Below are 25606 nucleotides of genomic sequence, written 5' to 3'. Positions count from 1 at the left end.
CCCGACCTCGACCGCCCCACCCGCGCCTGACCTTCAGCGCCCCGCCCGCACCGGGCCGCGCCCGAGCTCACTGGCCCCACCCGCACCGACCCACGCCCGACCTGCACCGCCTCACCCGCACCCCCGACCTCGGAAAGAGGGACCGCACCCCATGACCGCCGCCACCCGGAGCGAACACGACCTGCTCGGCGACCGCGACGTGCCCGCCGACGCGTACTGGGGCATCCACACCCTGCGCGCGCGGGAGAACTTCCCCATCACCGGCACCCCGATCTCCGCCTACCCGCACCTGATCGACGCCCTGGCGGCCGTGAAGGAGGCCGCCGCCCTGGCGAACGAGGAGCTCGGCCTGCTGGAGCCGGCGAAGGCGGCCGCGATCGTGGCCGCCTGCCGGGAGATCCGCGCGGGCGGGCTGCACGAGCAGTTCGTCGTGGACGTGATCCAGGGCGGGGCCGGCACGTCCACCAACATGAACGCCAACGAGGTCGTGGCCAACCGGGCGCTGGAACTGCTCGGCCACGCCAAGGGCCAGTACACGTACCTGCACCCCAACGAGGACGTCAACCTCGGCCAGTCCACCAACGACGTGTATCCGACCGCCGTCAAGATAGCCACGGTGTTCGCGGTGCGCGGGCTGCTGAGGGCCATGGCCGTCCTGCAGGACGCCTTCGCCCGCAAGGCGGTGGAGTTCCGCGACGTGCTCAAGATGGGCCGTACCCAGCTGCAGGACGCGGTGCCGATGACGCTGGGGCAGGAGTTCTCCGCCTACGCCGTCATGCTGGAGGAGGACCGCAGCCGGCTCGCCGAGGCCGTCGAGCTGATCCAGGAGATCAACCTCGGCGCCACCGCGATCGGCACCGGCCTCAACGCCCCCGCCGGGTACGCCGAGGCCGCCCGCCGCCACCTGTCCGACCTCACCGGGCTGCCGCTGGTCACGGCGGCGAACCTGGTCGAGGCCACCCAGGACTGCGGAGCCTTCGTGCAGATGTCGGGTGTGCTCAAGCGCATCGCGGTGAAGCTCTCCAAGAGCTGCAACGACCTCCGGCTGCTGTCCTCGGGGCCGCGCGCGGGCCTGGGCGAGATCAACCTGCCGCCGGTGCAGGCCGGTTCCTCGATCATGCCGGGCAAGGTGAACCCGGTGATCCCCGAGGTGGTCAACCAGGTCGCCTTCGAGGTCATCGGCAACGACGTGGCCATCACCATGGCCGCGGAGGCCGGGCAGCTCCAGCTGAACGCCTTCGAACCGGTCATCCTGCACTCGCTGTCGGAGTCCGTCACCCACCTGCGCAACGCCTGCACCACGCTCGCCGAACGCTGCGTCGACGGCATCACCGCCAACACCGAGAAGCTGCGGGCGACGGTGGAGAACTCCATCGGCCTGGTCACCGCCCTCAACCCGCACATCGGGTACACGGCGGCCACCGACATCGCCAAGGAGGCCCTCGCCACCGGCCGGGGCGTGGCCGAACTGGTCCTGGAGAAGGGGCTGCTCCCCGCCGACCGCCTCGCCGCCCTCCTGCGCCCGGAGATCGTCGCGGGCAGCGGAGCACCGGCCGCCTGACCTGCCCTGACACCACCACGACCACGACCACGCACGGGAAACGGCGGGAAGGCACAATGGCGATCATGACACCGACGTCCACCCCCGCCTTCCTGCCGGTCCTGGAGCGCATCGCCGAGGAGATGGAGCGGACACCCGGCCGGGGCCGTCCCGCCGACTACATTCCGGCCCTCGCCGCCTGCGACCCCCGCAGCTTCGGCATGGCCGTCGCCGAGCTGGACGGCACGGTGTACGGGGTGGGGGACTGGCGGCAGCCCTTCTCCACGCAGTCCCTCACCAAGGTCTTCACGCTCGCCCTGGACCTGGCCCGGGAGGGCGACGAACTCTGGGAGCACGTGGGCCGCGAGCCCTCCGGCAACCCGTTCAACTCCCTGGTGCAGCTGGAGTACGAGAACGGCATCCCGCGCAACCCCTTCATCAACGCGGGCGCGCTGGTCGTCACCGACCGTCTGCAGACCCGTACCGGGGACGCGGCCGGGGAACTGCTGGCCTTCCTGCGGACCGAGAGCGGCAACCCGTCCCTGGACTTCGACCGGGAGGTCGCCGCCTCCGAGTCCGCGCACGGCGACCGCAACGCGGCCCTCGCCCACTTCATGGCGTCCTACCGCAACATCGACAACGACGTGCCGGTCCTGCTCGACCAGTACTTCCGGCAGTGCTCCGTCGCCGCCTCCTGCGCCGACCTGGCCCTGGCCGCCGGCTTCCTGGCCCGGCACGGCATCCGCGCCGACGGCACCCGGCTGCTCACCCGCAGCCAGGCCAAGCAGGTCAACGCCGTGATGCTGACCTGCGGCACGTACGACGCGGCCGGCGACTTCGCCTACCGGGTGGGGCTGCCCGGCAAGAGCGGCGTCGGCGGCGGAATCATCGCGGTCGTACCCGGCCGCTGCACCCTGTGCGTGTGGAGCCCGGGCCTGGACGAGCGCGGCAACTCGGTCGCGGGCGTGGCGGCACTGGACCGCTTCACGACCCTGACGGGCCTGTCGGTGTTCTGAGCCTCCGGCCCGCCGGCCGATCACGTCGACCGACGGGCACGGCCCGCCCGCCCTCCGGGCGCCGGCACTCGGCACACACGCCGGTCACATGGCCTCCGCCCCCCGGTGGGGGCAGCGTCGTCTGCCGGTCACCCGGTGGCGACAGGCTGAACCGGTGCCGACCATGGCTTTTTCCGCCGATCTCCGTCACTGCCGGCTCCTCGGGCTGGCCGGGACCGCCGCCCTCGCGCTGGGCGGTGAGACGTCCGGTGCCCTGCCCGTCCGGGACCTGCTCGCCCCGGCGTCCGCGCGGGCCGCGGTCGGGCTCGTGGGGGTGTACTTCGGTGTCGTGCTGCTGATCGCGGCCTGGGCGCTCCTCGGCCGCCTGGTGCGCGGCCCGCACCCGCCCGCCCCGCGCGACCTGCTGCTGGTCCTGGCCGTGTGGGCGGCGCCGCTGCTGCTCGCGCCCCCGCTGTTCAGCCGTGACGTCTACAGCTACCTCGCCCAGGGCGCCATGGTCGACGCCCACCTGGACGTGTACGCCCAGGGCCCCGCCCGGCTCGGCGGCCCGCTGGCCGGCGAGGTGGCCCCGGTGTGGCGGAACACCGCCGCACCGTACGGGCCCGCCTTCCTGGCCGTGGCGTCCGCGCTGTCGGGCCTGACCCACGGCGGGCTGCCCGCCGGCCTGCTCGGCATGCGCCTGGTCGCACTGCTCGGCGTGGCCCTCATGGCGGCGGCGCTGCCCCGCCTGGCCCGGCACAGCGGCACCGACCCGGCCGCCGCGCTGTGGCTCGGCGCGCTCAACCCGCTGGTCCTGCTGCACCTGATCGCGGGCGCCCACAACGACGCCGTCATGCTCGGCCTGCTCGGGCCGGGCCTGGTCGCCGCGCGCGGCCGGTGGCCCGTGCTCGCGGCGGTGCTCGTGACACTGGCCGCCCTGGTCAAGGCGCCGGCCGCGCTCGGCCTGCTCGCGGTGGTGGCCCTCCAGGTGCGCTCCGGGCGCCGTCCCCTGCGGGCCGGCCTGACGACGGCGGCCGTCTCGGCGGCGACCACGGTCACCGCGACCGCCGCGGCCGGCACCGGGTACGGCTGGGTCCACGCCCTGACCACCCCGGTCTCCCCGCACAACTGGGCGCTCACCAGCCTGCTGGGCCGGGCCACGGGCGCCCTGCTCGGCCGCCTCGGCAGCGGGCTGGCCCCGCTGGCCGTACCGGCCTGGCACCTGCTCGGCCTCGCCGCCACCGCCGTCGCCGTGGCGCTGATCTGGCTGCGGCTGCGCCCGCGGCCGGTGTACGCGCTCGGCCTGAGCCTGCTCGCGGTGGCCGTCCTCGGCCCGGCGATCCGCCCCTGGTACGTGCTGTGGGGCCTGTTCCTCATCGCGGCCGCCGCGCCCAGCACCCCGGTACGGCACCGGACGGCCGCCCTGGCCGGTGTGCTGGCGCTCGCCGTCCTCCCCGGCGGCGGCCCGGCGGACCCCGGCCAGCTGGTCCTGGCCGGCTGCGGCGCGGCGCTCGGCATGGTCGTGCTGTGGCAGGCCCACCAGGCGGCCCGGGCCCCGCTGCACGGACGTACGGCATGACGGGACCGCGCACCGTCCGGGGCCGCCTGCCGCTCGTGGTGGCGCTCGCCGCCCTCGTCACCGTCTTCACCGCGACCGTGCCGCTGCTGCGGGACTTCTTCGACCTGCGCGTCTACTACGGCACCGTGCACACCTGGGTGCGGCACGGCGGCCGGATCTACGACTACCGGGTGCCGGGAACGCCGTACGGCTTCACCTATCCGCCGTTCGCCGCGCTCGCCCTGCTGCCGCTGGCACCGATGACCCGCACCTGCGCGATCGCCGCCTCGCTGGCGGTGAACCTGGCCGCGCTCGCGGTGGTCCTGCGGATCCTGGCGGGACCCGGGTGGCGCCGCCACGGCTGGTACCGGTGGTCGCTGGCCCTGTGCGGGCTCGCGCTGTTCGAGCCGCTGCGGGACACCGTCAGCTTCGGCCAGGTGAACCTGCTCCTGCTCGCCCTGGTCCTCGGCGACTGCCGGCTGCTGGCGACCGGGCGGGACCGCTGGGCCGGCGCCGGGATCGGACTGGCCGCCGCGGTGAAGCTCACGCCCGCCCTGTTCATCGGCCTGCTGCTGCTCGCCCGGCGAGGGCGGGCGGCCGCCGTCGCGGCGGGTGTGGCCGTCGCCGCCACCGGGCTGGCGGCCTGGGCGGACCCGGGCGCGTCCCGGTTCTACTGGACCCGGGCGCTGTGGGACACCGGCCGGGTCGGACGCCTCGACTACGTCTCGAACCAGTCGCTGCAGGGCGTCCTGGCCCGCCTCGGCGAGCCGGACCGCGCGCTGTGGGCCGCTCTGGCGCTGCTGGTGCTGTGCGGGTGGGCGGTGCGGGCGCGCCGGGCGGTGGCGGCCGGCGACTGGACGGCGGCCTTCGCCCTCACCGGTGCGGCTGCCTGCCTGGTCAGCCCGGTCACCTGGGTGCACCACCTGGTGTGGCTGCTGCCCTGCTTCGCCGTGCTCGTGCGGGCCGGGCGCCGGTGGCTCGCGGGCACTCTGTACGCGGTCATGTGCACCAGCGTGGTGTGGCTGTGGGTCGACGGCGCACCGGGCTGGGACGGCTTCCTCGGGAGCAACGCCTACACATGGATCACGCTGGGCCTGCTGCTCGGTCTGCCGGCCGGTCAGCCGCCGGTGCCGCGCCCGCCCTTGGCGCGCAGCGCCAGTGCCACCGCTCCCGCGGCCAGCCCGGTCAGGCCGACCACGGTCGCGGCCCGGGACCACTCCGCGTTGTCGTCCGGCGCCGGGGCGGTGGCCGCCGCGACGGGCGCGGAGGTCGAGGAGGAGGACCGGGAGCCGGCGCGCAGCCCGTCCAGCGACCCCACCGGATCGACCTGCCCGGCCGCCGCGAAGCCCCAGTCGAGCAGCGCGCGCGCCTCCTCGTACACGGCGAGTCCGCCGCCCTCCTGAGGGTTCATCACCGTCACCACGAGGGTGCGTCCGCCCCGGTGCGCCGCCGCCACGAGGGTGTTGCCCGCGTTGCTGGTGTAGCCGTTCTTGATGCCGATCAGGCCCGGGTACGGGGCCACGCCGTCCTCGCCGGTCAGCAGCCGGTTGGTGTTCTCGATCTCGTACGGCCAGCCGTTCCCGGGGAACTGGGCCTGGGCGGTGGAGCAGTACCGGGCGAAGTCGGGGTTGTGCAGCCCGGCCCGGCCGAAGACCGCGAGGTCGTACGCGGAGGAGACCTGGCCGGGGCTGTCGTAGCCGTCCGGGGAGACGACGTGGGTGTCCAGGGCGCCCAGGGAACGGGCCTTGGCCTGCATCTTCAGGGCGGTGGCGTGCCAGCCGCCGTTCAGCGCGGCGAGCACGTGCACGGCGTCGTTGCCGGAGCTGAGGAAGACCCCGCGCCACAGGTCGGACACCCGGTAGGAGTGCCCCTCCTCGACGCCGACCAGGCTGCTGCCCTCGGGCACGTCCGCCAGTTCCGGGTAGGTGACGGTGTGGAGGCGGTCGGCGGGCAGGGCAGGCAGCACGGTGAGCGCGAACAGGGTCTTCAGGGTGCTCGCCGGCGCCAGTGCGCGGTGCGCGCCGTCCGCCGCCAGCACCTCGCCGCTGCCGGCGTCGGCGACCAGCCAGGACAGCGCCGAGACGTCCGGCACCCCGGGCGCCCCCCGGTGCGGTCTGACCTGGATGCCGGAGCGGTAGAGCTGGGACGGCTGCGGCACGGTCGCCCGCGGTCCGGGCGGCGCGGGTTCCCCCGCACGGTGTCCGGTGGCGGCGGCGGCCGGGGCCAGGGCCAGCATGCCCGCCACCCAGAGGGAGCAGACCGAGGCGGCCGTCCGACGAGAGAGTCCGATGATCATATGATCAACGTAGAAAGGGCTGGGGGGTCCGGCGCGCTGTCCGGGCCGGACGGCCTACGCGAGCAACCCGGATGCCGCACTCCGCGGCGGTCCGCCGCCGCTCATCCGCCGGGCAGGGTCGGCTGGACGCGACGCAGGAAGGCGGCGTTGCCGGGGGTCTCCCGCATCCGCTCCAGCAGGGTCTCCAGGGCGGACGGCGCGCCGTCGCGGGAGCGCAGCGCGCGGCGCAGGCCCCGGGTGGCCGTCAACTCGGCCGGACTCAGCAGGAGTTCCTCGCGGCGGGTGCCCGTGCCGACGAGGTCCACGGCGGGGAAGACGCGCCGCGCGGCCGGCTCGCGGTCGAGGCGCAGCTCCATGTTGCCGGTGCTCTTCAGCTCCTCGAAGAAGTAGCCGTCGGCGCGGGACCCGGTGTCCACCAGCACGGTGGCGACGATCGTGAGCGAGCCGCCCTCCTCGGCCTGGCGGGCGGCGCCGAAGAATTGCTTGGGGCCGATCAGCGCGCCCGCGTCGACACCGCCGCTCAGGGTGCGTCCACCGGCGGCGGAGGCGTTGTTGTGGGCCCGGCACAGCCGGGTCAGGGAGTCCAGCAGGACGACGACGTCCTCGCCGGCCTCCACCAGCCGCTTGGCACGCTCGACGACCAGGTCGGCGAGGGCGATGTGGTCCCCGGGAGCCCGGTCGAAGGTGGAGGCGTACACCTCGCCGCGCACCGAGCGGCGCATCTCCGTGACCTCCTCGGGCCGCTCGTCCAGCAGGAGGACCATCAGGCGGCACTCGGGGTGGTTGCCGGCCACGGCGGCGGCGAGCTGCTGGAGCAGCACGGTCTTGCCGCTCTTGGGCGGGGCCACGATCAGCCCGCGCTGGCCCTTGCCGAGCGGGGCGAACAGGTCGGTGACGCGCCCGGCCAGGCCGGACGACGGGTGCTCCAGGCGGATCCGGTCGTGCGGGTGGAGCGGGGTGAGGTCCTGGAAGCGGCGGCGGTCGCGCAGCCCGCCGGGCTCGCGGCCGTCCACGCGCGTGACATCGGTGAGCGCGCGCTGCGCCCCGCGGACGCCCTCGACGAGGTCGCCCCGGCGCAGCCCGTACCGGCGGATCAGCGCGGCGGGGACCTGCGGGTCGGCGGGGGAGGGCAGCAGGTGGGCGGCCCGCAGGTGACCCTTGCCCTGCGCGTCGATGTCGAGGACACCGGTGACGGGCCGGGCGGGTGCGGACTGCCGGGTCACCGGGGGGTGTTCGAGTGTGGTGGTCATGGGTGGGTGTCCTTTCGAGGACGAGGCCTTCGTACGGCAGGGAAGGGGAGAGCCGCGAGCGGGAGGCGTGCGGATGTGCCTCGGGCGGCGCGAACGGCACCACGGGTACGTCGGCGAAGAACGCCGGTCACGAGGTGGTGCTCCGGGAAAGCCTTGGCCGGTCCGCGACGAGGGCGGAGCGGCCGGCAGGGGAAAACGGCACCGGCGCCCGAACGACGGGGCGCGAGACAGGTGCTGTCGGCACTATACCGCCGGCTTCGTCCATGACAACACGAAGCCGGCGGTTCCTGTTCCCGCTTCTTCCCGCTTCCCTGACCGGGACCTCAGGAGGAGCGCGCCTCCGCCTCCTTCGCGATCTGCTCGAACCGGGCGCCCATGGCCTCGGCGAGTGCCCGCGCGCCCGACAGCGGACGCACCATGACCATGAAGTCGTCGATCAGGCCCTCCTCGTTCACCCGCAGGAAGTCGCAGCCGGTCAGCTCGCGGTCGCCCACCCGGGCGGTGAAGACCAGCGCGTGCTCGCGGCCGCCGGGGTCGCTCATCTCCCGGACGTACCGGAAGTCCTCGAAGACCTTGGCGACCGCGCGCAGGATCGCCGCGGTGATCGCCCTGCCCGGGTACGGCTTGTGGACGACCGGGCTGGTGAAGACGACGTCCTCGGCCAGCAGCGCCTCGGCGGCGTCCAGGTCTCCCGCCTCCACCGCCTCGCGGAACGCGCGCATCGGACCACCCCACATAGTCAATTAGTTGAATAGGTGCGGATGAGAGTAGTCATCTGCTGCTAGCGTGTCCACATGTCGCTCAAGTACGCCGTTCTGGCCGCCCTGCTGGAGGGCGAGGCCTCGGGCTACGAGCTGTCGAAGCTGTTCGACGTCGGACTCGCCAACTTCTGGCCCGCCACCCCGCAGCAGCTCTACCGCGAGCTGGAACGCCTGGCGCAGGACGGTCTGGTCGAGGCCCGCACGGTGCCGCAGGAACGCCGCCCCACCAAGAGGATGTTCACCCTCACCGAGACGGGCCGGGCCCAGCTGCGCGCCTTCGCGGCCGAACCCCCGAGGCGGCCGACCGCCGTGCGCGACGAACTGCTCATCAAGGTGCAGGCCATGGACGGCGGTGACCCGGAGGCCACCCGTGCGCTGATAGAGGAGCGCCGGGGCTGGGCGCGCGGCAAGCTCGACCGCTACGAGCGGGTGCGCGACCGCCTCCTCGACGGCCGGACCGAGGAGGAGCACCTGCGCACCGCCGACCGGATCGGCCCCTACCTCACCCTCATGGCCGGCATCGCCTTCGAGGAGCAGAACCTGCTCTGGTGCGAACGGGTGCTGGACGTCCTCGAGCGGCGCGTTCCCCTAGGCTGACCGGATGTTCAGCCCCGAAGGCCCCGGTCTGCGCGAACTCGCCGTCCAGGCGCTGTCCTCCGTCGAGCACGGCTACGACCTGCTGGCCCCGAAGTTCGACCACACCCCGTTCCGGACACCCGGCACGGTGCTGGACGCCGTCACCGAGTGCCTCGCCCCGCTGGGCCCGTTCGACGACGGGCTCGACCTGTGCTGCGGCACCGGCGCCGGCGTCGACGTGCTCGCCGGGCTGTGCCGGCGCCGCGTCACCGGAGTGGACTTCAGCGCCGGCATGCTCGAGGTCGCCCGCCGCCGGGCCCCGGACGACGGGCCCGCCGTGGCCTTCGTGCGCGGCGACGCCCGGGCGCTGCCGTTCCGGTCCGCCTTCGACCTCGTGGTGAGCTTCGGGGCGTTCGGCCACTTCCTGCCCCGCGAGCTGCCGGGGCTGTTCGCCGAGGTCCACTCGGTACTCCGGCCGGGCGGCCGCTTCGCCTTCCCGGTCCTTGCCCCGCCGCGTCCGTCGAGCCCCGCCTTCTGGACGCTGCTCGGCTTCGACGCGGTGATGCGGGTGCGCAACGCCCTGTGGCGGCCGCCGTTCGTCATGTACTACCGGGCGTTCCGGCTCGGCGACGTCCTCCGGGACCTCGGCCGGGCCGGGTTCACGGCCGACCTGTACGCACTGCCCGGTTTCGGGCGGCGCGACGACGGCAGTCCCCGGGCCCGGCTCGTGGTGGCCCGCGCGCTCACCCCGCCGCCGGCAGCGTGAACTCGTAGACGAGCGCGTCCTGTTCGGCGTGCACCACCAGGTCGGTGATCTCCAGCGGGCGGGCGTACTGGTCGTGCACCCGCCGGGTCACCCGGACCGAGGAGGCGTCGCCGACCTGGGTGATGGCGTCCCGGTGGTGCAGGGCCAGCCCCGCCCTGCGCATCCAGTCGTAGGCCCGGCGCAGCTGCGCCGGGGTGTTCCCGTCGGCCCGGTCGCGGTAGCGGGCCAGCTCCGCGACCTCGGCCAGCGCCACGGCCGAGAACGAGGTCACCGCCGTGCGCAGCGACCGGCCGTCGGGCGTGGCCGACCGGTAGCGGTGCACCAGCGTCGGCCGGTGCGGGGCGAGGCCCAGCGCCCGCGCGTGCTCCGGCGGCGGCTCCTCCCAGGTCACCGTCGCCCGGTCCACCGCGCACGGGTCGGCGGGCCGGGCGCCGACCGGGAAGGTGAGCGACACCGGGTCCTCCACCGGGCGGCCGGGCAGCGTGGCGTGGCTGCCCCGCCGGTCGGTCGCGACCAGGCCGTCGCGCCGCAGCAGCTCCAGCGCCTGCCGGACGGTCTCCCGGCTGACCTGGAAGTGCCGGGCCAGGTCCCGCTCGCCCGGCAGCCGCTCGCCGGGCGGAATCGTGCCGGCGCGCAGTTCGCCGAGCAGCAGGGACGCGATCCGCCAGTACAGCGGCCGTTCGTCGGCCTCCGGGGGATCGAGCGGGACGTCGGACGGGGGATCGAGCGGGGTGGTGCGGGCCATGCCGCCCCTCCTGTTGGTCACAAGACGTAGCCGTACGGGCTCATTGCGCGACCACATCTAGCATTGGTCTAAACCACGAGGGAAGAGCGGCCTGCCGGTTCGGCCGAAACCGACCGCCTCCGCGAGGGGGCGGCCGGGTGCCGGGCCTCAGGCGTACGACCGCAGCCAGCGCAGCTTGCGCTCCTCCTGGTACGGCCCGCCGCCCTCGTGGTCGTTGAAGTCGTACACCTCGATCGCCTTGTCCTCGTGCGCCCACGCGTTGAAGGCGGCGAAGACCGTCGAGGGCGGGCACGTCTGGTCCTCCAGGGCCGCCGAGAAGAGGGCCGGGACCCGGCCGCGGGCCGCGAAGTGCACGCCGTCGAAGTAGGACAGGGTGCGCAAGGCGTCCTCCGCACGCCCTCGGTGGGTCTTCAGGAACAGCCCGATCTCCCGGTACGGGTGACGGTCCGTCACCGTGGTGGCGCGCGGGAAGTCGCACAGGAACGGCACGTCCGGCGCGACCGCGACCAGGTCGGGCACCAGGCCGCCGACCGCCAGCGTGATGCCGCCGCCCTGGCTGGTCCCGACCGCCACGGTCCGCGCCGCGTCGGTCAGCGGGTGCGAGCGGGCCGCCTCGACCGCGCGCACCGCGTCCGTGAACACCCGGCGGTAGTAGTAGTTCTCCGGCGCCTCGATGCCCCGCGTCATGAACCCCGGGTACGCGGGCGCGGCCCCCACCGGGTCGGCCGTGCCGCCCCCGCCGCCCCAGTTGCTGCCCTGCCCGCGGGTGTCCATCACGAAGTGCGCCCGGCCCGTCGACGCCCACAGCAGGTCCTCGTGCGGCAGGCCGCGTCCACCGCCGTAGCCGATGAACTCCACCACCAGGGGCAGCGGTTCCGCGGCGCCGGCCGGCAGTCGCAGCCAGCCCTTGACCGGGTGGCCGCCGAACCCGGCGAACGTCACGTCGTACACCCGCACCGTGGACAGCCCCGTGTCCACCGGCTCGAAGCGGGCGTCCAGGTCGTGCTCGCGCGCCTCCTGAAGCGTCTTGCCCCAGAAGGCGTCGAAGTCCTCGGGCGCGCTGGACTCGCTGCGGTACGCGCGGAGTTCGTCGAGGGGGAGGTCGAACAGGGCCATCAACAACCGCCTTCGGGAGGGGGACTGCGTGGGCTCACCGTAGGTGGGTGATCGGACGAATCACCAGGCCCGTATCGGAGGCCGGACGGGACGGTCGCCACTCGGCGGCTGCCGGTGTGCTGGCCCAGGGGGTGAAATCGCTTGCTACGGCGTCCGGGCGGGACCAGCGCGCGGGGAGCAGTGGTCGGGTCACCAGGGGCCGTGTCGGCGGACGGCGGGCGTCGCGGAGTGACGGCGCCGGGGGCGGGTCAGGCCCGGGGCTGGTTCCACCGGGGGCCCGTGCGCGCCCACTCCCGCTCCCACTCGGCCAGCCGGTGCCGCAGCGCGATCCGGCGCACCATCGCGTGCCCGAGCAGGACCGCGAGCGCCGTACCGCCGGCCGCGCACACGCCGACCGTGACGGTGTGCTGCCAGACCGCGACGTCACCGGGCGGCGGGGCGACACTGCGCCCCTGGCCGTCGAACCACACGGTCACCCGGTCACCGGGCCGGGTCCCCGCCGGCACCCGGGCCGGCGCGGTACGCGTCCCCCCGCCCGGCTCGGCCCAGCGGACCTGGGCGCGATAGCGGTGCTCACGGGCGCCCTGCACCACGGGCAGCCGCTCGGGCGTGTTGCCGACGACCACCGCGGGCACCCGGTGCCGCTCGGCCCGCTCCGCCACCGCGGCCGACTGCGCCCGGTCGTGGGCGCGCAGCCCCGCAGCCACCCCGACGAGGGGCGCGACCACCAGCAGCAGGACGGCGACGACCAGCACGGTCCACGCCTCGATGACGTCCGCCCGGCGCCTGAGCGGATTGCGCCGCCAGCGCCAGCCTCGCACCCGGGTAGGCATGAGCACCTCCTCGCCGCGGCACACCGAGCGTCCCCATCGGTCACGTACCCCGTACGGCGCACCTCGCTCACGCCGCCGACCGCTGTTTCAGGCCTCCTGGCGCGTCCCCGAGAGGCGGTCAGCCGAAGCGCTCGATGCGGATGCGGTCCACCGGCTGGCCCGCCGCGACCAGCAGCCGGGAGGCGTGCTCGGCGAACCCGTTGGAGCCGCACACATAGGCCTCCCACCCACCCTCGGGCTGCTCGGCCAGGAGCGGCGCCACATGTGCGGCGGCCATACGACCCACCGGCGCACCCGTCGGCGCGCTGCGCGTGAACACGGCCGTCGTCTCCGCGCCGAGCTCACGCGCGTAGATCAGCTCCTCGGGGCTGCGCGCCGACACGACCATCCGCAGCGGCACGGTGAGACCCCGCGCCCGGTGGTGCCGGACCATCGACATCAGCGGTACCACCCCGGAGCCGGCCCCCAGCAGCAGTGCGGGGCGGTCGCCCGGCCAGGCGAAGAAGCCGCTCAGCGGCCCGCGCATCTCGACCGTGTCGCCGGGCCTGGCCACGGTGTGGAACCAGTCGGAGACCTCGCCGCCCGGGACGTGGTCCAGGGTCAGCTCCAGGTGGCCGGAGTCGTCGGGCGCGGACGCGATCGAGTAGTGGCGCTGGGCCGCGTAGCCGTCCGGCGCGGTCAGCCGCAGCATCACATGCTGCCCGGGCAGGTGGCCCGCCCACCGCGGCACCGCGAACCGGAAGGTCGCCGCGTGCGGCGTCTCGCGCCGGATCCCGGTCAGCGTGGCGGTCTGCCACCGCGCCGCCACCTGCTCGCCGACGGCGATGCGCCCGGGCACCGCGAAGCGCGTGGGCGGCGTGAACGTCGTGGTCGCCGTCTCGGTGGTCGCCGTCTCAGTCACCGGAGTACCGCTGTTCCTCCCACGGGTTGCCCCGCTCGTGGTAGCCGTTGCCCTCCCAGAACCCCGGCTCGTCGTGGTCGAGCAGCGTGAGTCCGGCGATCCACTTGGCGCTCTTCCAGAAGTACAGGTGCGGCACCAGCAGCCGCGCGGGGCCGCCGTGCTCGGGCGCGAGCGGCTCGCCGTCGTACTCCCAGACGATCCAGGCGCGTCCGCCGGTGAGGTCGGCGAGCGGCAGGTTCGTGGTGTAGCCGGTGTGGGAGTAGGCGACCGCGTGGGTGGCGGACGCCCGGGGCCGCACCACGTCCAGGAAGGCGTCCAGCGAGACACCGCCGAACCGCACCCCGAACTTCGACCAGCCGGTCACACAGTGGATGTCGCCCTCGTAGGCCGAGGCGGGCAGGGCCCGCGCCGCCTCCCAGTCCCACGTGCGGGGCCGCTCCACCAGCCCGCCGATGCGGAAGGACCAGTCGGCGGGCCGCAGATCAGGGGTGACCTCGGCGGACAGGACGGGCCACTCGTCCCGGGCGTCGTACTGGCCCGGCGGCAGACCGGGATCGGCGACGCGCGGGCGACCCGTGAAGCCTCGCGTGACGTTCATGGTTCAACGGTACGCGTTGGGTGCGGGTGGTCGGATCACGGGACGGCGTTCCCCTTGCACGCGTTCAGGCGGGCTGGAAGAACGCGAGCATCTTCCGGCCGGCGTCGGGCGACGCCAGGATCTCCTGGACGTGCGCGGACTGCCGGCCGGCGGCGCCGGTGCGTTCGAACATCTCGCGTTCGTACTCCGCGACGGCGGCGGGTAGGTCGTCCGGGCGCGCGGCCAGCGCGAGGCCGAGCAGGGCGCCGTCGAGCAGCGCCATGTTGGCGCCCTGCCCCACCGGCGGCATCAGGTGCGCGGCGTCGCCGAGCAGCGTGACGCCCGGTGTCGCCGGCCAGGTCAGGCCGACGCGCTGGCGGCACGCCGTCGGCGGCGGACTCGAACCGTGCCCCGGCGCACCGCGTGTTCAGGGAGGGAGTCCAGCAGCGGATCGCTCGCCACGGTCGTGGGCGATGGTCCCCACCTGGACGCCGACCAGACCTTCCGGAGCGGCCTCGACTTCCTCCTCGACGGCATCGGGGCCCGCGTCTCAGGCTGACGCGAGGCGAAGACGGAGGCAGCGTCCCGGTCGGGGTGGCCGTACCCCGTCCGGGCCGTGCCGGGAATAGCCGTCTGCCGCTCCTCCTTGCCGCTGAGTGCCGGGTGGTGTGGCCGGTGAGAGCGGACGGAAGTGAGGAGCGAGGATGCCCAAGGCGTACGTCTTCACGCGGGACGGCGGCCCGGAGACCGAGGAACTGGCCGATCTGGAGCGGCCGGTCCCCGCTTCCGGCGAGCTGCTGGTCGCGGTACGGGCGGCGGGGGTGAACCCCGTGGACTGGAAACTGCGGAGCGGGTTCCGCCGCCCCGGCGAGAGCGAGCGCCGGTACCCCGCGGTCATGGGCAGTGAGGCCGCCGGTGTCGTGGTGGAGCTGGGCGAGGGGGTGACCGGGTTCGCGCCCGGCGACGCGGTGTTCGGCAACACCGTCGGCGGCGGGTACGCCGAGTACGCCCTGCTGCGGGCCGACGCCGCCGCGCACAAGCCCGCCGGGCTGTCGTTCACCGACGCGGCGACCCTGCCGGTGGCCGCGGCCACCGCCTACGACGGCCTGCGCCAGCTCGCCCTGCCCGCGGGAGCCACCCTGCTGGTGACGGGCGCGGGCGGCGGGGTCGGCACCGCCGCCGTGCAGATCGCCCGCGCCTTCGGCCTGCGGGTCGTGGGCGTGGCGAGCGAGGGCAAGAAGGACTTCGTCGAGTCGCTGGGCGCCGTGCACGTGGCCGGCGGACCGGACCTGGCCGAGCGGGTGCGGGCCGCGGTTCCCGACGGCGTCGACGCCGTGTACGACCTGGTCGGCGGATCCGTGCTCGCCGGGGCGGCCACCCTGCTCACCGACCGGGCCCGGCTGGTCACGGCCGGGGCGCCGGAGGAGACCGTCGCCGCGCTGGGCGGCTCCCGGGTCGCCCGGGCCCGCACCCGCGCGGTGCTGGACGCGGTGGCGGACCTGGTCGTACGCGGCGACCTGGACCCGCACGTCGTCCGCACCTTCCCGCTCGACCGCGCCGGAGAGGCCCTGCGCCTCGTGGAGGACGGGCACGCCCGGGGCAAGACCGTGATCGAGGTGACCGCGTGAGCGATCCGACCGGGGCCGGGGCGCCGCACGTCCTCGACCATCCCGCTCTCGCCGCCCTGACCGGCCCGCACGCCCACTTCGCCGAGCGGCACGGCCGGGTGCTGCGCTACCCCGTCGACGTCACCCCGTGGGTGGCCCTGCCCGACACACCCGGCCCGCGGGACTGGGCGGACCTGGCCGCCCTGGCCGGACCCGGCGCCGAGGTGCCCCTGCTGGGCTTCGGCGGCCGGGTCCCGGACGGCTGGGAGGTGACCTTCCGGATGGAGGGCGTGCAACTGGCCGGCGAGGACGTCGCCGCCGCCCCCGATCCCGAGGCGGTCCGCCTCGGCCCGGCGGACGTACCCGAGATGCTCGACCTCGTCGCCCGCACCCGGCCCGGCCCCTTCCTGCCCCGCACCATCGAACTCGGCATCTACCTCGGCATCCGCCGCGGCGGCGCCCTGATCGCCATGGCGGGGGAGCGGCTGCACCCGCCGGGCTGGACCGAGATCAGCGCGGTCTGCACCGATCCGGCCCACCGCGGCGAGGGCCTGGCCACCCGGCTGATCCTCGCGGTCGCGCACGGCGTCCAGGAGCGCGGTGAGAGGCCGTTCCTGCACGCCAGTGCCGAGAACACGGGCGCCGTCCGGCTGTACGAGACCCTCGGCTTCCGGTTGCGCCGCCGTACCGCGTTCCTGGCGGCCCGGGTCCCCGAGCGCCTGCCGGAGGACGAGCGGGCCGCCGTACCGGTGCCGTAGCCGGCGCGGACGGCGGCCGCTCAGCCGGCGGCCGTCCGCCCGGCGTTGTACCGCTCCAGGTAGGCCGCGAAGCGGACCAGGTCCTCCTCGGGCCAGTCGGCCAGCCGCTCCCGGAAGGCGGCCCGGCGGCTGCGGGTGACCTGGGCGAGGATCTCCCGGCCCGCCGCGGTCAGGTCCAGCACCTGGACCCGGTGGTCCTCGGGGTCCAGGCGCCGCTCGATCAGCCCGGACCGCTCCAGCGCGGCCACCTGCCGGCTCACCGTCGACTTGTCCAGGGCGTAGTGCGCCGCCAGGTCCGTCGCCCGGCGGCCCCCGCTCTCCTCCAGGTGGCCGAGCAGGGTGTACGACACCAGCGACAGCTCGGGGTGCATCCGCCCGGCCGAGGCCCGGGCCCGGCGGGCGAAGACCGTCATCTCGCGCTGGATCGTCTCCACGGCCGTCTCGGCTGCGCTCACGGGACTACCTCCTCCACCGCTCTGGTTGCACAGTACAACTTGCTTGCCGGTCATGCCGCTGCCCCGGAACCGCGGGCGCGCGCTGCCGCACGGGAGGCCGGGAACCCCGTACGGCGCCTGAGGGGGCGTCAGGCGCGCGCCCTCGCGTCGTCCCGAACTCGCGCCGCACCGCGACCCCGCCGGACGCTCGCCGGACGCTGCGATAGGGTGGCCGTCCGGCCGCGCACGGTGCGCGGCCCCGGGCTGTTCGAGGAGGTGAGACCGATTACCGCTGTGTCGGCTCGGGCGCTCTCTCCTTGTGACGGCCTCCTGTGACAAGCGGCCCACCCTCACCGGTGCCCGCGAGAGCGCCCTTCGGCTTCACCCTCCCGAAAGGCCCTCGGCTCCCATGCCCGCCATGCCCTCCCTGCCTCCGCTCTCCTTCTCCGCCGTCGTCACCGCGCTGCGCGCCGCCGGGTGCGTCTTCGCCGAGGACGAGGCCGAGTTGCTCCTCGCCACTGCCCGTACCCCCGCCGAAGTCGCCGAGATGGTCGACCGGCGCGCCTCCGGCCTCCCGCTCGAGCACGTCCTCGGCTGGGCCGGCTTCCACGGCCTGCGCCTCGCCGTCGAGCCCGGCGTCTTCGTGCCGCGCCGCCGTACCGAGTTCCTCGTCGACCAGGCCCTGGCCCAGGCCCCGGACGCCACGGTCGTCGTCGACCTGTGCTGCGGCTCGGGCGCGCTCGGCGCCGCTCTGGCCGCCGCGCTCGGGCCCGTCGAGGTGCACGCCGCCGACATCGACCCGGCCGCGGTGCGCTGCGCCCGCCGCAACCTCGCTCCCTATGACGGCCGTGTCCACGCCGGCGACCTGTTCGAGGCGCTGCCCCCCGGCCTGCGGGGCCGCGTCGGCATCCTCACGGCGAACGTGCCGTACGTCCCCAGCGGCGAGGTGGCCCTGCTGCCGGCGGAGGCCCGCGACCACGAGCCGACGGCGGCCCTCGACGGCGGCGCGGACGGCCTCGACGTGCTGCGCCGGGTGGCCGCGGCGGCCCCCGGCTGGCTCGCGCCCGGTGGCTGCCTGCTGGCCGAGACCAGCGAGCGCCAGGCCGACGCCGCCGTGGCGGCCTTCGCCGCCGCCGGTCTGACGACCCGTCTGGCCGTGTCGGAGGAGCTGCACGCGCACGTGGTGATCGGCGTGCGCGACGGGGTCGGGAGCGCTACGGAAGCTCCTGGGCCCGGGCGATGAGCAGGGCCACGTCGTCGTGGTTGTCGGGGTGGTGCAGCGTCCGCAGGAGCAGGTCGCAGGTCTCCTCCAGCGGGCGGGCCGGGTCGTCCAGCAGGGACAGCAGGAAGTCCAGGCGTTCGTCCAGCGAGTGGCAGCGGGTCTCGACCAGCCCGTCGGTGTAGAACACCAGCTCGTCGCCGGGCTCGAAGTCGAAGGTGACGGTGGAGAATTCGACCCCGCCGACGCCCAGCGGCACCCCGGTCGGCAGGTCGAGCAGCTCCGGCGGCCGGCCCGGGCGGACCCGGGCGGGCGGCAGGTGGCCGGCGTTGGCGATCCGGCACCGGCGCAGGTGCGGGTCGTGGACGGCGTACACGCACGTCGCGATGGAGTGGTCCAGGGCGGAGGTCGTCTTGTCCAGGTGCTCCAGCAGCAGCGCCGGGTCCAGGCCCAGCGAGGCCAGCGTGGTGGTCGCGGTGCGCAGCCGGCCCATCGTGGCGGCCGCGCTGATGCCGCTGCCCATCACGTCGCCCACCACGAGCGCCGTCCTGCCGCCGTCCAGCGGGATGACGTCGAACCAGTCGCCGCCGACCTCGCTGGTGGCACCCGCCGGCTGGTAGCGGGAGGCCACCTCCAGGCCGGTGGTCACCGGCGGATGGCTGGGCAGCAGGCTGCGCTGGAGGGTGAGGGCGGTGTTGCGGGCGTTCTGGTACCAGCGGGCGTTGTCGATCTGCACGGACGCGCGGGCCGCCAGCTCCCGGGCCAGCAGCACGTCGTCCTCGTCGAACGGCGCCGGGTTGCGGGTGCGCTTGAGGTCGAGGGCGCCCAGCACCTCGCCGCGGGCGATCAGCGGCACCGCGAGGTACGAGTGCAGGCCCGCGCGACCCAGCAGCACGGCCGCCTCGGCTGACCGGGCGATGCGCGGCAGGTCCTCGTCCTTCACCCGCGGCACCAGCACCGCCTCGCCGGTGCGCACACACTCGGTGACCAGCCGGTCGGCCGCGTACAGGGCGATCCGGCCGGGGGAGTCGGCGGCCCGTACGGCGTCCGAGCCGTCCTGCGGACGCACCGCTAGCGCCCGGATGACCGCCGACTCCGCCGGGCCGAGCGTGCTGGGCCGGCCCTCCACCACCGCGTCCAGCAGGTCCACGGCGGCCACGTCGGCCAGCTCCGGCACCGCGACCTCGGCCAGCTCGCAGGCGGTGCGCTCCAGCTCCAGCGTCGTACCGATCCGGGCGGAGGCGTCGGCGATCACCGCGAGCCGGCGCCGCGCGGTCTCCGCCTCGACGGAGGCCTGGTGCTGCGCGGTGATGTCGACCAGGGAGACCGCCGCGCCGAGCACGTTGCCCATCGCGTCCTCGAGGCGGTAAAGCGACAGCGACCAGGTGCGGTCCCGGTCCGGATCGGCCGGGGTGCGGCCCACGAGGGGCTCGTCGATGACCGGGGTGCCGGTGTCCAGGACCCGCCGGGCGGCGGCCGCCAGGGCGTCGGTGTCCAGCAGCGGCAGCACCTCGCCGAGGGTGCGGCCCGCGTGCCCGTCGGCCGGGACGCCGGTGATCCGCTCCAGCGCGGGGTTGACCGTGACGAACCGCAGCCGGGTGTCCAGGACCGCCAGCCCCATCGGCGACTGCTTCACCATCCGCTCGGACAGCGCCACGTCCTGCTCCAGGCGCCGCACGGTCGACTGGTCGGCGGCCAGCCCCAGTGCGAAGACGGCGCCCCGGTCGTCCAGCAGCCGCATGTTGCGGAACTCCACCACCCGGGTGCTGCCGTCCTTGCGGCGGATCGGGAAGCCGCCGGCCCAGCTCTGACCGGTGCGCATCACGTCGGCGAACAGCTCGCCCACCAGCTCCAGGTGCCGTTCGTGCACCATCAGCCGGGCGGCGTACTGGCCGAGGGCCTCCTTGGCGGTGTACCCGAACAACTCCTCGGCCTGGGGGCTCCACAGCACGATCCGGCCCTCGGCGTCCAGCACCACCGACGCCACGCCCAGCACGTCGAGCAGCCCGCCCGGCCGCACCGGCCCGCGCACGGGCTCGCCGCCCTCCGCCGTCGGAGCCCCGGCGTCACTCATGCCACGCACCGCCTTCGCCGTCCGCACGGCACGCCTTCGTCCCTGGTGCCGACTCCCCTTGTTCTACCGCGCTCACACCCGACTCTCCGACGCCTGCGACACCTGTCTCCACCATCTCTCGACACGGCGGCGCGTCCGCCGGCGTCACCGCGCCGGCCGCGCACGCGGTGGCGGGGACGCCTGCCGGGGCCGGGCAGGACCGTCCCCGGAGGCGGCGGAGTTCACTCCCACGTTGCTCCATTGGTCTGTACATGACCACCCGGGCGGGCCAGACTGTCCGCCGACCGAGTGCCTCCACCCCCCGCCAGAGGAGTCGCCCATGCCCGTGTCCACGCCGGCCCGGCAGCGCTGTCACACCGTCCTCGCCGGACTCGTCACGCTGGCCACCGCCGTCGTCGTGTCCCTCGCCGCGCCCGTCCCGGCCTCCGCGGCCGAGACGTGGACCGAGACCGGCTCCGACCGCGCCGACCCGCTGACCGAGAGCCAGGGGCTCACCTCGGTGGAGGTCCCGGCGAACAGCCCCAACCGGTACACCGGCATCGGCACCATCCCCCTCGGCGTCTCCAGCCGCGGCTGGAACCACGTCGGCGATCCCGACGCCTCGTACAACGGCTACTACATCGAGCCCTACCAGCGGGACTCCGGCAACTCGAAGATGTTCCGCGTGCAGGCGCCCGGCGGCGGCTGGTCGGAGTACGTCCACACGCTCAGCTCCGGCGAGGCCCTGAACAACTCCTGGGACGCCGTCTCGCCCGACGGGCAGTGGATGCTCTCGGGGGAGTGGGGCACGATGACCCGCCTGCTGGTCTTCCCTACCCCCGGCGTCAACCCGGGCACCTCGCCCTCCGCGAACCTTCCGCAGGCCTCCACCGTCAACCTCGACCACGCCGTCCGCGACGTGCAGGGCTGCGACTTCTCCGGCCCGACCACCCTGCTGTGCTCCTCGGACGACCCCGACGGCTCCCTGTTCGGCATGGCCAAGCCGCTGCTGAGGGTCGACCTCTCGGCCGCGCCGGGCGGCACGGACGTCTCCGGCCACGTCACCGCCCTGCGCCAGCTGCCGCTGCGCAGCGCCTGCTCGGGCGGCTTCGAGGTGGAGGGCATCGACTACGACCGCCGTACCGGCACCCTGCGGGTCATCGTGGTGTCCCCGGGCTTCTGCGTGCTGACGGACAGCAAGACGTACAAGTTCACACGCGGCTGAGGTGTGCCCGCCGGACGGTGGTGCTTTCCTGAGGATGGACGCGGCTGGGCGGGGTACCCCGTTCCACCGCAGCGGCCACGAAAGGAGCGATCATGCAGAGCACGGAGGGGTCGCACCCGGAGACCGTCTCGGTGGAGATCAGCGGCTACTCCAAGGAGGACGCCCGGCTAGTCTTCGAAGCGCTCGCTCGCTGCTTCGGGACCGACCGGGGGTCCGAAGAGGTCCCGCAGCAGCTCCACGAGACCCGTCCGATGGTGTGGCTCGGCACCTACGACGTGACGGACGCCCACGAGGGGGGCTGCCCGCCGGTCCACCTCGACGCCCCCGTCGACGCCGACGTCCAGGGCGGCTACTGGGCCGTCGACCGGTTCCGCACCACCCTGGACTCGATGTTCACCGTCCACGAGACCTCGGCCTCCGGCGACCAGGAACGAGATCTGCACCTGCGCCTGGAGAGCCGCTGACCGTCGGTTCCGCGACGCCCCGGCCGGCCCACCGCCGGCCGGGGCGTCGCGCGTCCGCGGGCCTGCGTACGTCACGGAGTGGCCGGATTCACGTGCGGACGGTTGTGCAACTAGTTGCATAACGGGGTGCGCGTCCTCTAGAACAAGAGGCGACCGCACCCTGCACGGAGGGCCCGATGAGCCGTTACCCGCACCTGATGTCCCCGCTCGACCTGGGATTCACCACGCTGCCCAACCGCGTGCTGATGGGATCCATGCACGTCGGACTGGAGGAGGCCGAGCGCGGGTTCGAGCGGATGGCCGCCTTCTACGCAGCCCGCGCCCGTGGCGGAGTGGGCCTCATCGTCACCGGCGGCATCGCCCCCAACGAGGAGGGGCGGCCGTACGAGGGCGGCGCCAAGCTCACCACGGAGGCGGAGGCCGAGCGGCACCGGACCGTCACCGAGGCCGTGCACCGCGAGGGCGGCCGGATCGCGATGCAGATCCTGCACTTCGGCCGGTACGCCTACCACCAGGACCTCGTCGCCCCGAGCCCGCTCCAGGCGCCGATCAGCCCCTTCGCGCCGCGCGAGATGACCGACGCCGACGTCGAGCGGACCATCGACGACTACGCGCGCGCCGCCCGCCTCGCCCAGCGCGCCGGGTACGACGGCGTGGAGATCATGGGCTCCGAGGGCTACCTCATCAACGAGTTCATCGCTGCGCAGACCAACCGCCGCGAGGACCGCTGGGGCGGCTCCTACGAGAACCGGACGCGCTTCCCGCTCGAGATCGTCCGGCGCGTCCGCGAGGCCGTCGGCACGGACTTCATCATCATCTACCGGCTCTCCATGCTGGACCTCGTCCCCGGCGGCTCCACGCTGGAGGAGGTCGTCACCCTCGCCAAGGCCGTCGAGGCCGCCGGCGCCACGATCATCAACACCGGCATCGGCTGGCACGAGGCCCGCATCCCCACCATCGCCACCTCCGTGCCGCGCGGCGCCTACACCTGGGTCACCAGGAAGCTCATGGGCGAGGTGTCCGTGCCGCTGGTGACCACCAACCGCATCAACACCCCCGAGCTGGCCGAGGAGCTCCTCGCCGGCGGCCACGCCGACATGGTCTCCATGGCCCGCCCCATGCTCGCCGACCCCGACTTCGTCGCCAAGGCCGCCGCCGGCACCCCGGAGGCCATCAACACCTGCATCGGCTGCAACCAGGCCTGCCTCGACCACACGTTCAGCGGGAAGATCACCTCCTGCCTGGTCAACCCGCGCGCCTGCCACGAGACCGAACTGGTGCTCTCCCCGACCCGGCTGCGCAAGCGGGTCGCGGTCGTCGGCGCCGGCCCGGCCGGGCTCGCCTGCGCCGTCACCGCCGCCGAACGCGGCCACGCCGTCACGCTGTTCGACGCCGCGGCCGAGGTCGGCGGCCAGCTGAACGTCGCCCGCAAGGTGCCCGGCAAGCAGGAGTTCGACGAGACGCTGCGCTACTTCCGCCACCAGCTCGACGCGCACGGCGTCGACGTACGCCTGAACACCTGGGTCACCAGCGGCGACCTCGACGGCTACGACGAGGTCGTCGTCGCCACCGGCGTCACCCCGCGCACCCCGGACATCCCCGGCACCGACCACCCCCGCGTCCTCGGCTACCTCGACGTCCTGCGGGGCGGCGCGCCCGTCGGCGACCGCGTCGCCGTCCTCGGCGCCGGCGGCATCGGCTTCGACGTCGCCGCGTACCTCACCGACGCCGGCGACAAGGCGAGCGAGGACCCGGCGACGTACTTCCGCCACTGGGGCGTCGACACGGACTACACCGCGCCGGGCGGCCTCACCGCCCCCGAGCGGCCCGCGCCGCCGCGCACGGTCCACCTGCTGCAGCGCAAGACCTCCAAGGTCGGCGCCGGACTCGGCAAGACCACCGGCTGGATCCACCGCACCGAGCTGAAGCACCGCGGGGTCACCATGGTCCCGGGCGTGCGCTACGACCGGATCGACGACGCCGGCCTGCACGTCACCGTCGGTGAGCAGAGCACGGTCCTGGAGGTCGACACCGTGGTGCTCTGCACCGGTCAGGAGCCGCGCCGCGACCTGTACGACGAGCTCGTCGCGGCCGGCCGGAACGCGCACCTGATCGGCGGCGCCGACGTCGCGGCCGAGCTGGACGCCAAGCGGGCCATCAAGCAGGGCACCGAGCTGGCGGCGGCCCTGTAGGAGCCGGCAGGCACGTCCCTAGGATGAGTCCATGTCCCTCCCGCACGCCATCCTCACCGCCCTGCTGGAGAAGCCGTCGTCGGGCCTGGAGCTGACCCGCCGCTTCGACAAGTCGATCGGCTACTTCTGGTCCGCGACGCACCAGCAGATCTACCGCGAGCTGGGGAGGCTGGAGGGCGAGGGCCACATCCGCGCCCTGCCGGCCGAGCAGCCGGCCCGCGGGCAGAAGAAGCGCTACGAGGTGCTGCCCGCGGGCCGCGCCGAACTGGCCCGCTGGACCGCCGCCGCCCAGGACCCCAAGCCGCAGCGGGACGTGCTGCTGCTGCGGCTGCGGGCCGCCGCGGTGGTCGGCACCGAGGGCCTCGAGGCCGACCTGCGCCGCCATCTCGAGCTGCACCGGCGGCAGTTGAGCGAGTACGAGGAGATCGAGCGGCGCGACTTCCCGCCGGGCCGGGACGCCCCGCAGGACCGGCTGCGCCACCTGGTCCTGCGCGCCGGCATCGACCTGGAGACCTTCTGGACCCGGTGGCTGACCCACGCCCTGGAGGAGTTCGCCGAACTCCCGGGCGCGGCACCGGAAGCGCAGCCGCGGGAACCGGCGCCGGACACGTCCGGCTGAGCGGCGCCGGTGGCCGGGCGGCGGGCCGGCCCGTGGCCCGCTCAGAACCGGTACGGCTTCGAGCGGCGGCGCAGGAACCAGGCCGTGGCGACGACGGCGGAGGTCACCAGGGCGGCGCCGATGCCCAGGGTGAGCGGGCCGTAGTCGCGGGCCGCGCCGCCGATGCCGCCCATCACGCCCCGCGAGGGTGCGGGCGTCGAGGTCGAGGAGATGGTGGGCGCGGACGGCCGGGAGACGATGACGGACTGGGTGCCGGCGGTCACGCCGTTGGAGCAGATCACGATGACCGTGTAGGTACCCGGGCTGATGCCGGACCAGGCGGCGGACTGGCTGACGGTGGTGCCCGAGAGGGCCACCTGCCGGCCCTGGGCGAAGTTCGCCTGGCGGCTGCTGAGGAGTGAGGCGTTGCCCCAGGCGCCGTTGTTCTGGGTGCAGGCGCTGGTGACGACCGAGACCGTGGATCCGGTGGTGCTCACCGAGATCCCGGAGACCGCCGCCGAGGACCCGGCGAGTGCCGCCGGGAGCGTGGCGGCGGCCGCCAGGGTCAGGCCGGAGCGGAGGAGGAGTCGGGAGTTACGCATTGGCTGGCCTCCGGCGGCACGGTTGGCGGTACGTCCCATGCGCCGCCGAGGGTCGGGAAACGTCCGTGCTGCCTCAACGGCAGCAAACGCGGCCCGGACCCGGCACGCACCTGGACCGCACCCGGTCGGGTGACACCGCGCCCCGCGCGCCGGGCCGTTGCCGTCGCCGTTCGCGCTGCACAGGGCGTTCGTCCACGGCGCCGCCCCTGCGGACGGAGCCGTGCGCGGGCCGGTGCTCCGCCCGTGGGTGATTCCGGCCGTCCGCGTGTCCTGGCCGCTCCGTCCGGGCTGAGCCGGTCCGCGCACCCGGTCGGGTGACACCGGGCCCTGCGTGCCGGGCTGTTGCCTGTGGTCGTCGTACGCGCCAGCCGGGCGTCCGTGCGCGGCTGATCGGGCCGTCCGTGTGGCCGGGCCGCTCCGTTCGGGTTGAGCTCGTCTCTGGCCCCGGTCGGGTAACACCGCGCCCTCCGCGCCGGGCTGTCGCCTGCGGTCGTCGTACGCGCCAGCCGGGCGTCCGTGCGCGGCTGATCGGGCCGTCCG

At 74.6% G+C, this 25606-nt stretch carries 23 protein-coding genes and 2 pseudogenes; 13 read left to right on the top strand and 12 right to left on the bottom strand.

Going from position 1 to position 25606, the window contains the following annotated elements:
• Window positions 1-151: 151 nt before the first annotated feature.
• From aspA to AQJ66_RS05105, 4 genes are all read left to right on the top strand, one after another.
• Window positions 152-1561, top strand: coding sequence for an aspartate ammonia-lyase (aspA, locus tag AQJ66_RS05120; RefSeq protein WP_061917196.1), 1410 nt, complete (start codon window positions 152-154; stop codon window positions 1559-1561).
• A gap of 56 nt (window positions 1562-1617) precedes the next feature.
• The gene (locus AQJ66_RS05115) at window positions 1618-2556 is read left to right on the top strand and encodes a glutaminase (protein WP_061917193.1); all 939 of its coding nucleotides are present in this window, start codon (window positions 1618-1620) and stop codon (window positions 2554-2556) included.
• A 163-nt stretch (window positions 2557-2719) separates the two neighbouring features.
• Window positions 2720-4114, top strand: a complete 1395-nt coding sequence (gene mptB, locus AQJ66_RS05110; RefSeq protein ID WP_061917191.1) for a polyprenol phosphomannose-dependent alpha 1,6 mannosyltransferase MptB — start codon at window positions 2720-2722, stop codon at window positions 4112-4114.
• The gene (locus tag AQJ66_RS05105; protein WP_061917187.1) at window positions 4111-5496 is read left to right on the top strand and encodes a glycosyltransferase family 87 protein; all 1386 of its coding nucleotides are present in this window, start codon (window positions 4111-4113) and stop codon (window positions 5494-5496) included. Before mptB ends, AQJ66_RS05105 begins: the two co-directional genes overlap by 4 nt.
• A gap of 59 nt (window positions 5497-5555) precedes the next feature.
• On the opposite strand, the pseudogene AQJ66_RS36960 reads toward AQJ66_RS05105, so the two are convergent.
• The 3 genes and pseudogenes from AQJ66_RS36960 to AQJ66_RS05095 all read right to left on the bottom strand — a co-directional run.
• Window positions 5556-6329: pseudogene (locus tag AQJ66_RS36960) on the bottom strand (D-alanyl-D-alanine carboxypeptidase family protein); the annotation flags it as partial.
• A 161-nt stretch (window positions 6330-6490) separates the two neighbouring features.
• Window positions 6491-7639: a transcription termination factor Rho gene (gene rho, locus AQJ66_RS05100; RefSeq protein WP_061917185.1), complete on the bottom strand. Its 1149-nt coding sequence runs from the start codon at window positions 7637-7639 to the stop codon at window positions 6491-6493.
• Window positions 7640-7962: 323 nt separating this feature from the next.
• Window positions 7963-8361 carry a nuclear transport factor 2 family protein gene (locus AQJ66_RS05095; RefSeq protein ID WP_061917182.1) on the bottom strand — a complete coding sequence of 133 codons (399 nt, stop codon included), beginning with the start codon at window positions 8359-8361 and terminating at the stop codon, window positions 7963-7965.
• A 72-nt stretch (window positions 8362-8433) separates the two neighbouring features.
• Here AQJ66_RS05095 and AQJ66_RS05090 point away from each other — a divergent pair, with 72 nt between their 5' ends.
• Both AQJ66_RS05090 and AQJ66_RS05085 read left to right on the top strand, forming a co-directional pair.
• Window positions 8434-8997, top strand: a complete 564-nt coding sequence (locus AQJ66_RS05090; RefSeq protein ID WP_061917180.1) for a PadR family transcriptional regulator — start codon at window positions 8434-8436, stop codon at window positions 8995-8997.
• Window positions 8998-9001: 4 nt separating this feature from the next.
• Entirely contained in the window at window positions 9002-9742 is a 741-nt protein-coding gene (locus AQJ66_RS05085) for a class I SAM-dependent methyltransferase (protein ID WP_061917176.1), read from the top strand.
• Here the strand turns inward: AQJ66_RS05085 and AQJ66_RS05080 are convergent.
• The 6 genes and pseudogenes from AQJ66_RS05080 to AQJ66_RS05055 form a co-directional block, all read right to left on the bottom strand.
• Complete coding sequence (locus AQJ66_RS05080; protein ID WP_061917173.1) at window positions 9720-10487, bottom strand: GntR family transcriptional regulator; 768 nt, start codon at window positions 10485-10487, stop codon at window positions 9720-9722. The two genes, AQJ66_RS05085 and AQJ66_RS05080, sit on opposite strands and share 23 nt — an antisense overlap.
• A gap of 147 nt (window positions 10488-10634) precedes the next feature.
• Window positions 10635-11603: an acetylxylan esterase gene (locus tag AQJ66_RS05075; protein WP_061917172.1), complete on the bottom strand. Its 969-nt coding sequence runs from the start codon at window positions 11601-11603 to the stop codon at window positions 10635-10637.
• 248 nt (window positions 11604-11851) lie between these two features.
• Window positions 11852-12436, bottom strand: a complete 585-nt coding sequence (locus AQJ66_RS05070; RefSeq protein ID WP_061917169.1) for an Rv1733c family protein — start codon at window positions 12434-12436, stop codon at window positions 11852-11854.
• A 118-nt stretch (window positions 12437-12554) separates the two neighbouring features.
• Window positions 12555-13337 carry a ferredoxin reductase gene (locus AQJ66_RS05065; protein WP_063804015.1) on the bottom strand — a complete coding sequence of 261 codons (783 nt, stop codon included), beginning with the start codon at window positions 13335-13337 and terminating at the stop codon, window positions 12555-12557.
• Window positions 13330-13935 (bottom strand): sulfite oxidase-like oxidoreductase, encoded by a 606-nt coding sequence (locus AQJ66_RS05060; RefSeq protein WP_061917166.1) that lies wholly within the window; start codon window positions 13933-13935, stop codon window positions 13330-13332. The genes AQJ66_RS05065 and AQJ66_RS05060 overlap by 8 nt, the downstream gene beginning before the upstream one ends.
• 64 nt (window positions 13936-13999) lie before the next feature.
• Window positions 14000-14284 (bottom strand): annotated as a pseudogene (locus AQJ66_RS05055) (FAD-dependent monooxygenase); the annotation flags it as partial.
• A 334-nt stretch (window positions 14285-14618) separates the two neighbouring features.
• Between AQJ66_RS05055 and AQJ66_RS05050 the strand changes: the two are divergent.
• Together AQJ66_RS05050 and AQJ66_RS05045 are read left to right on the top strand one after the other, a co-directional pair.
• Window positions 14619-15542 (top strand): quinone oxidoreductase family protein, encoded by a 924-nt coding sequence (locus AQJ66_RS05050; protein ID WP_061917161.1) that lies wholly within the window; start codon window positions 14619-14621, stop codon window positions 15540-15542.
• Window positions 15539-16279: a GNAT family N-acetyltransferase gene (locus AQJ66_RS05045; RefSeq protein ID WP_061917159.1), complete on the top strand. Its 741-nt coding sequence runs from the start codon at window positions 15539-15541 to the stop codon at window positions 16277-16279. The genes AQJ66_RS05050 and AQJ66_RS05045 overlap by 4 nt, the downstream gene beginning before the upstream one ends.
• A 20-nt stretch (window positions 16280-16299) precedes the next feature.
• On the opposite strand, the gene AQJ66_RS05040 is transcribed toward AQJ66_RS05045, so the two are convergent.
• On the bottom strand, window positions 16300-16734 hold the full coding sequence (locus AQJ66_RS05040; RefSeq protein ID WP_061917156.1) for a MarR family winged helix-turn-helix transcriptional regulator: 435 nt from the start codon (window positions 16732-16734) through the stop codon (window positions 16300-16302).
• A 397-nt stretch (window positions 16735-17131) separates the two neighbouring features.
• On the opposite strand from AQJ66_RS05040, the gene AQJ66_RS05035 reads away from it, so the two are divergent.
• The gene (locus tag AQJ66_RS05035) at window positions 17132-17956 is read left to right on the top strand and encodes a putative protein N(5)-glutamine methyltransferase (RefSeq protein WP_061918277.1); all 825 of its coding nucleotides are present in this window, start codon (window positions 17132-17134) and stop codon (window positions 17954-17956) included.
• On the opposite strand, the gene AQJ66_RS05030 is transcribed toward AQJ66_RS05035, so the two are convergent.
• Window positions 17928-20006 (bottom strand): SpoIIE family protein phosphatase, encoded by a 2079-nt coding sequence (locus AQJ66_RS05030; RefSeq protein WP_107118875.1) that lies wholly within the window; start codon window positions 20004-20006, stop codon window positions 17928-17930. The two genes, AQJ66_RS05035 and AQJ66_RS05030, sit on opposite strands and share 29 nt — an antisense overlap.
• A 319-nt stretch (window positions 20007-20325) precedes the next feature.
• On the opposite strand from AQJ66_RS05030, the gene AQJ66_RS05025 reads away from it, so the two are divergent.
• The 4 genes from AQJ66_RS05025 to AQJ66_RS05010 all read left to right on the top strand — a co-directional run bounded on the left by AQJ66_RS05025 (window position 20326) and on the right by AQJ66_RS05010 (window position 24485).
• On the top strand, window positions 20326-21210 hold the full coding sequence (locus AQJ66_RS05025) for a hypothetical protein (protein ID WP_061917153.1): 885 nt from the start codon (window positions 20326-20328) through the stop codon (window positions 21208-21210).
• A gap of 92 nt (window positions 21211-21302) precedes the next feature.
• Window positions 21303-21674, top strand: a complete 372-nt coding sequence (locus tag AQJ66_RS05020; protein ID WP_061917150.1) for a hypothetical protein — start codon at window positions 21303-21305, stop codon at window positions 21672-21674.
• Window positions 21675-21850: 176 nt separating this feature from the next.
• The gene (locus AQJ66_RS05015; RefSeq protein ID WP_061917148.1) at window positions 21851-23866 is read left to right on the top strand and encodes an NADPH-dependent 2,4-dienoyl-CoA reductase; all 2016 of its coding nucleotides are present in this window, start codon (window positions 21851-21853) and stop codon (window positions 23864-23866) included.
• A 31-nt stretch (window positions 23867-23897) separates the two neighbouring features.
• Entirely contained in the window at window positions 23898-24485 is a 588-nt protein-coding gene (locus tag AQJ66_RS05010; protein WP_061917145.1) for a PadR family transcriptional regulator, read from the top strand.
• A gap of 41 nt (window positions 24486-24526) precedes the next feature.
• Here the strand turns inward: AQJ66_RS05010 and AQJ66_RS05005 are convergent, their stop codons facing one another.
• Entirely contained in the window at window positions 24527-25066 is a 540-nt protein-coding gene (locus AQJ66_RS05005) for a hypothetical protein (RefSeq protein WP_061917142.1), read from the bottom strand.
• Window positions 25067-25606: the final 540 nt, after the last annotated feature.

The organism is Streptomyces bungoensis (assembly GCF_001514215.1).
Lineage (GTDB): Bacteria > Actinomycetota > Actinomycetes > Streptomycetales > Streptomycetaceae > Streptomyces > Streptomyces bungoensis.
The sequence above is the reverse complement of the archived record's forward strand: the minus strand, read 5'-3'. Positions and strand labels throughout refer to the sequence as shown.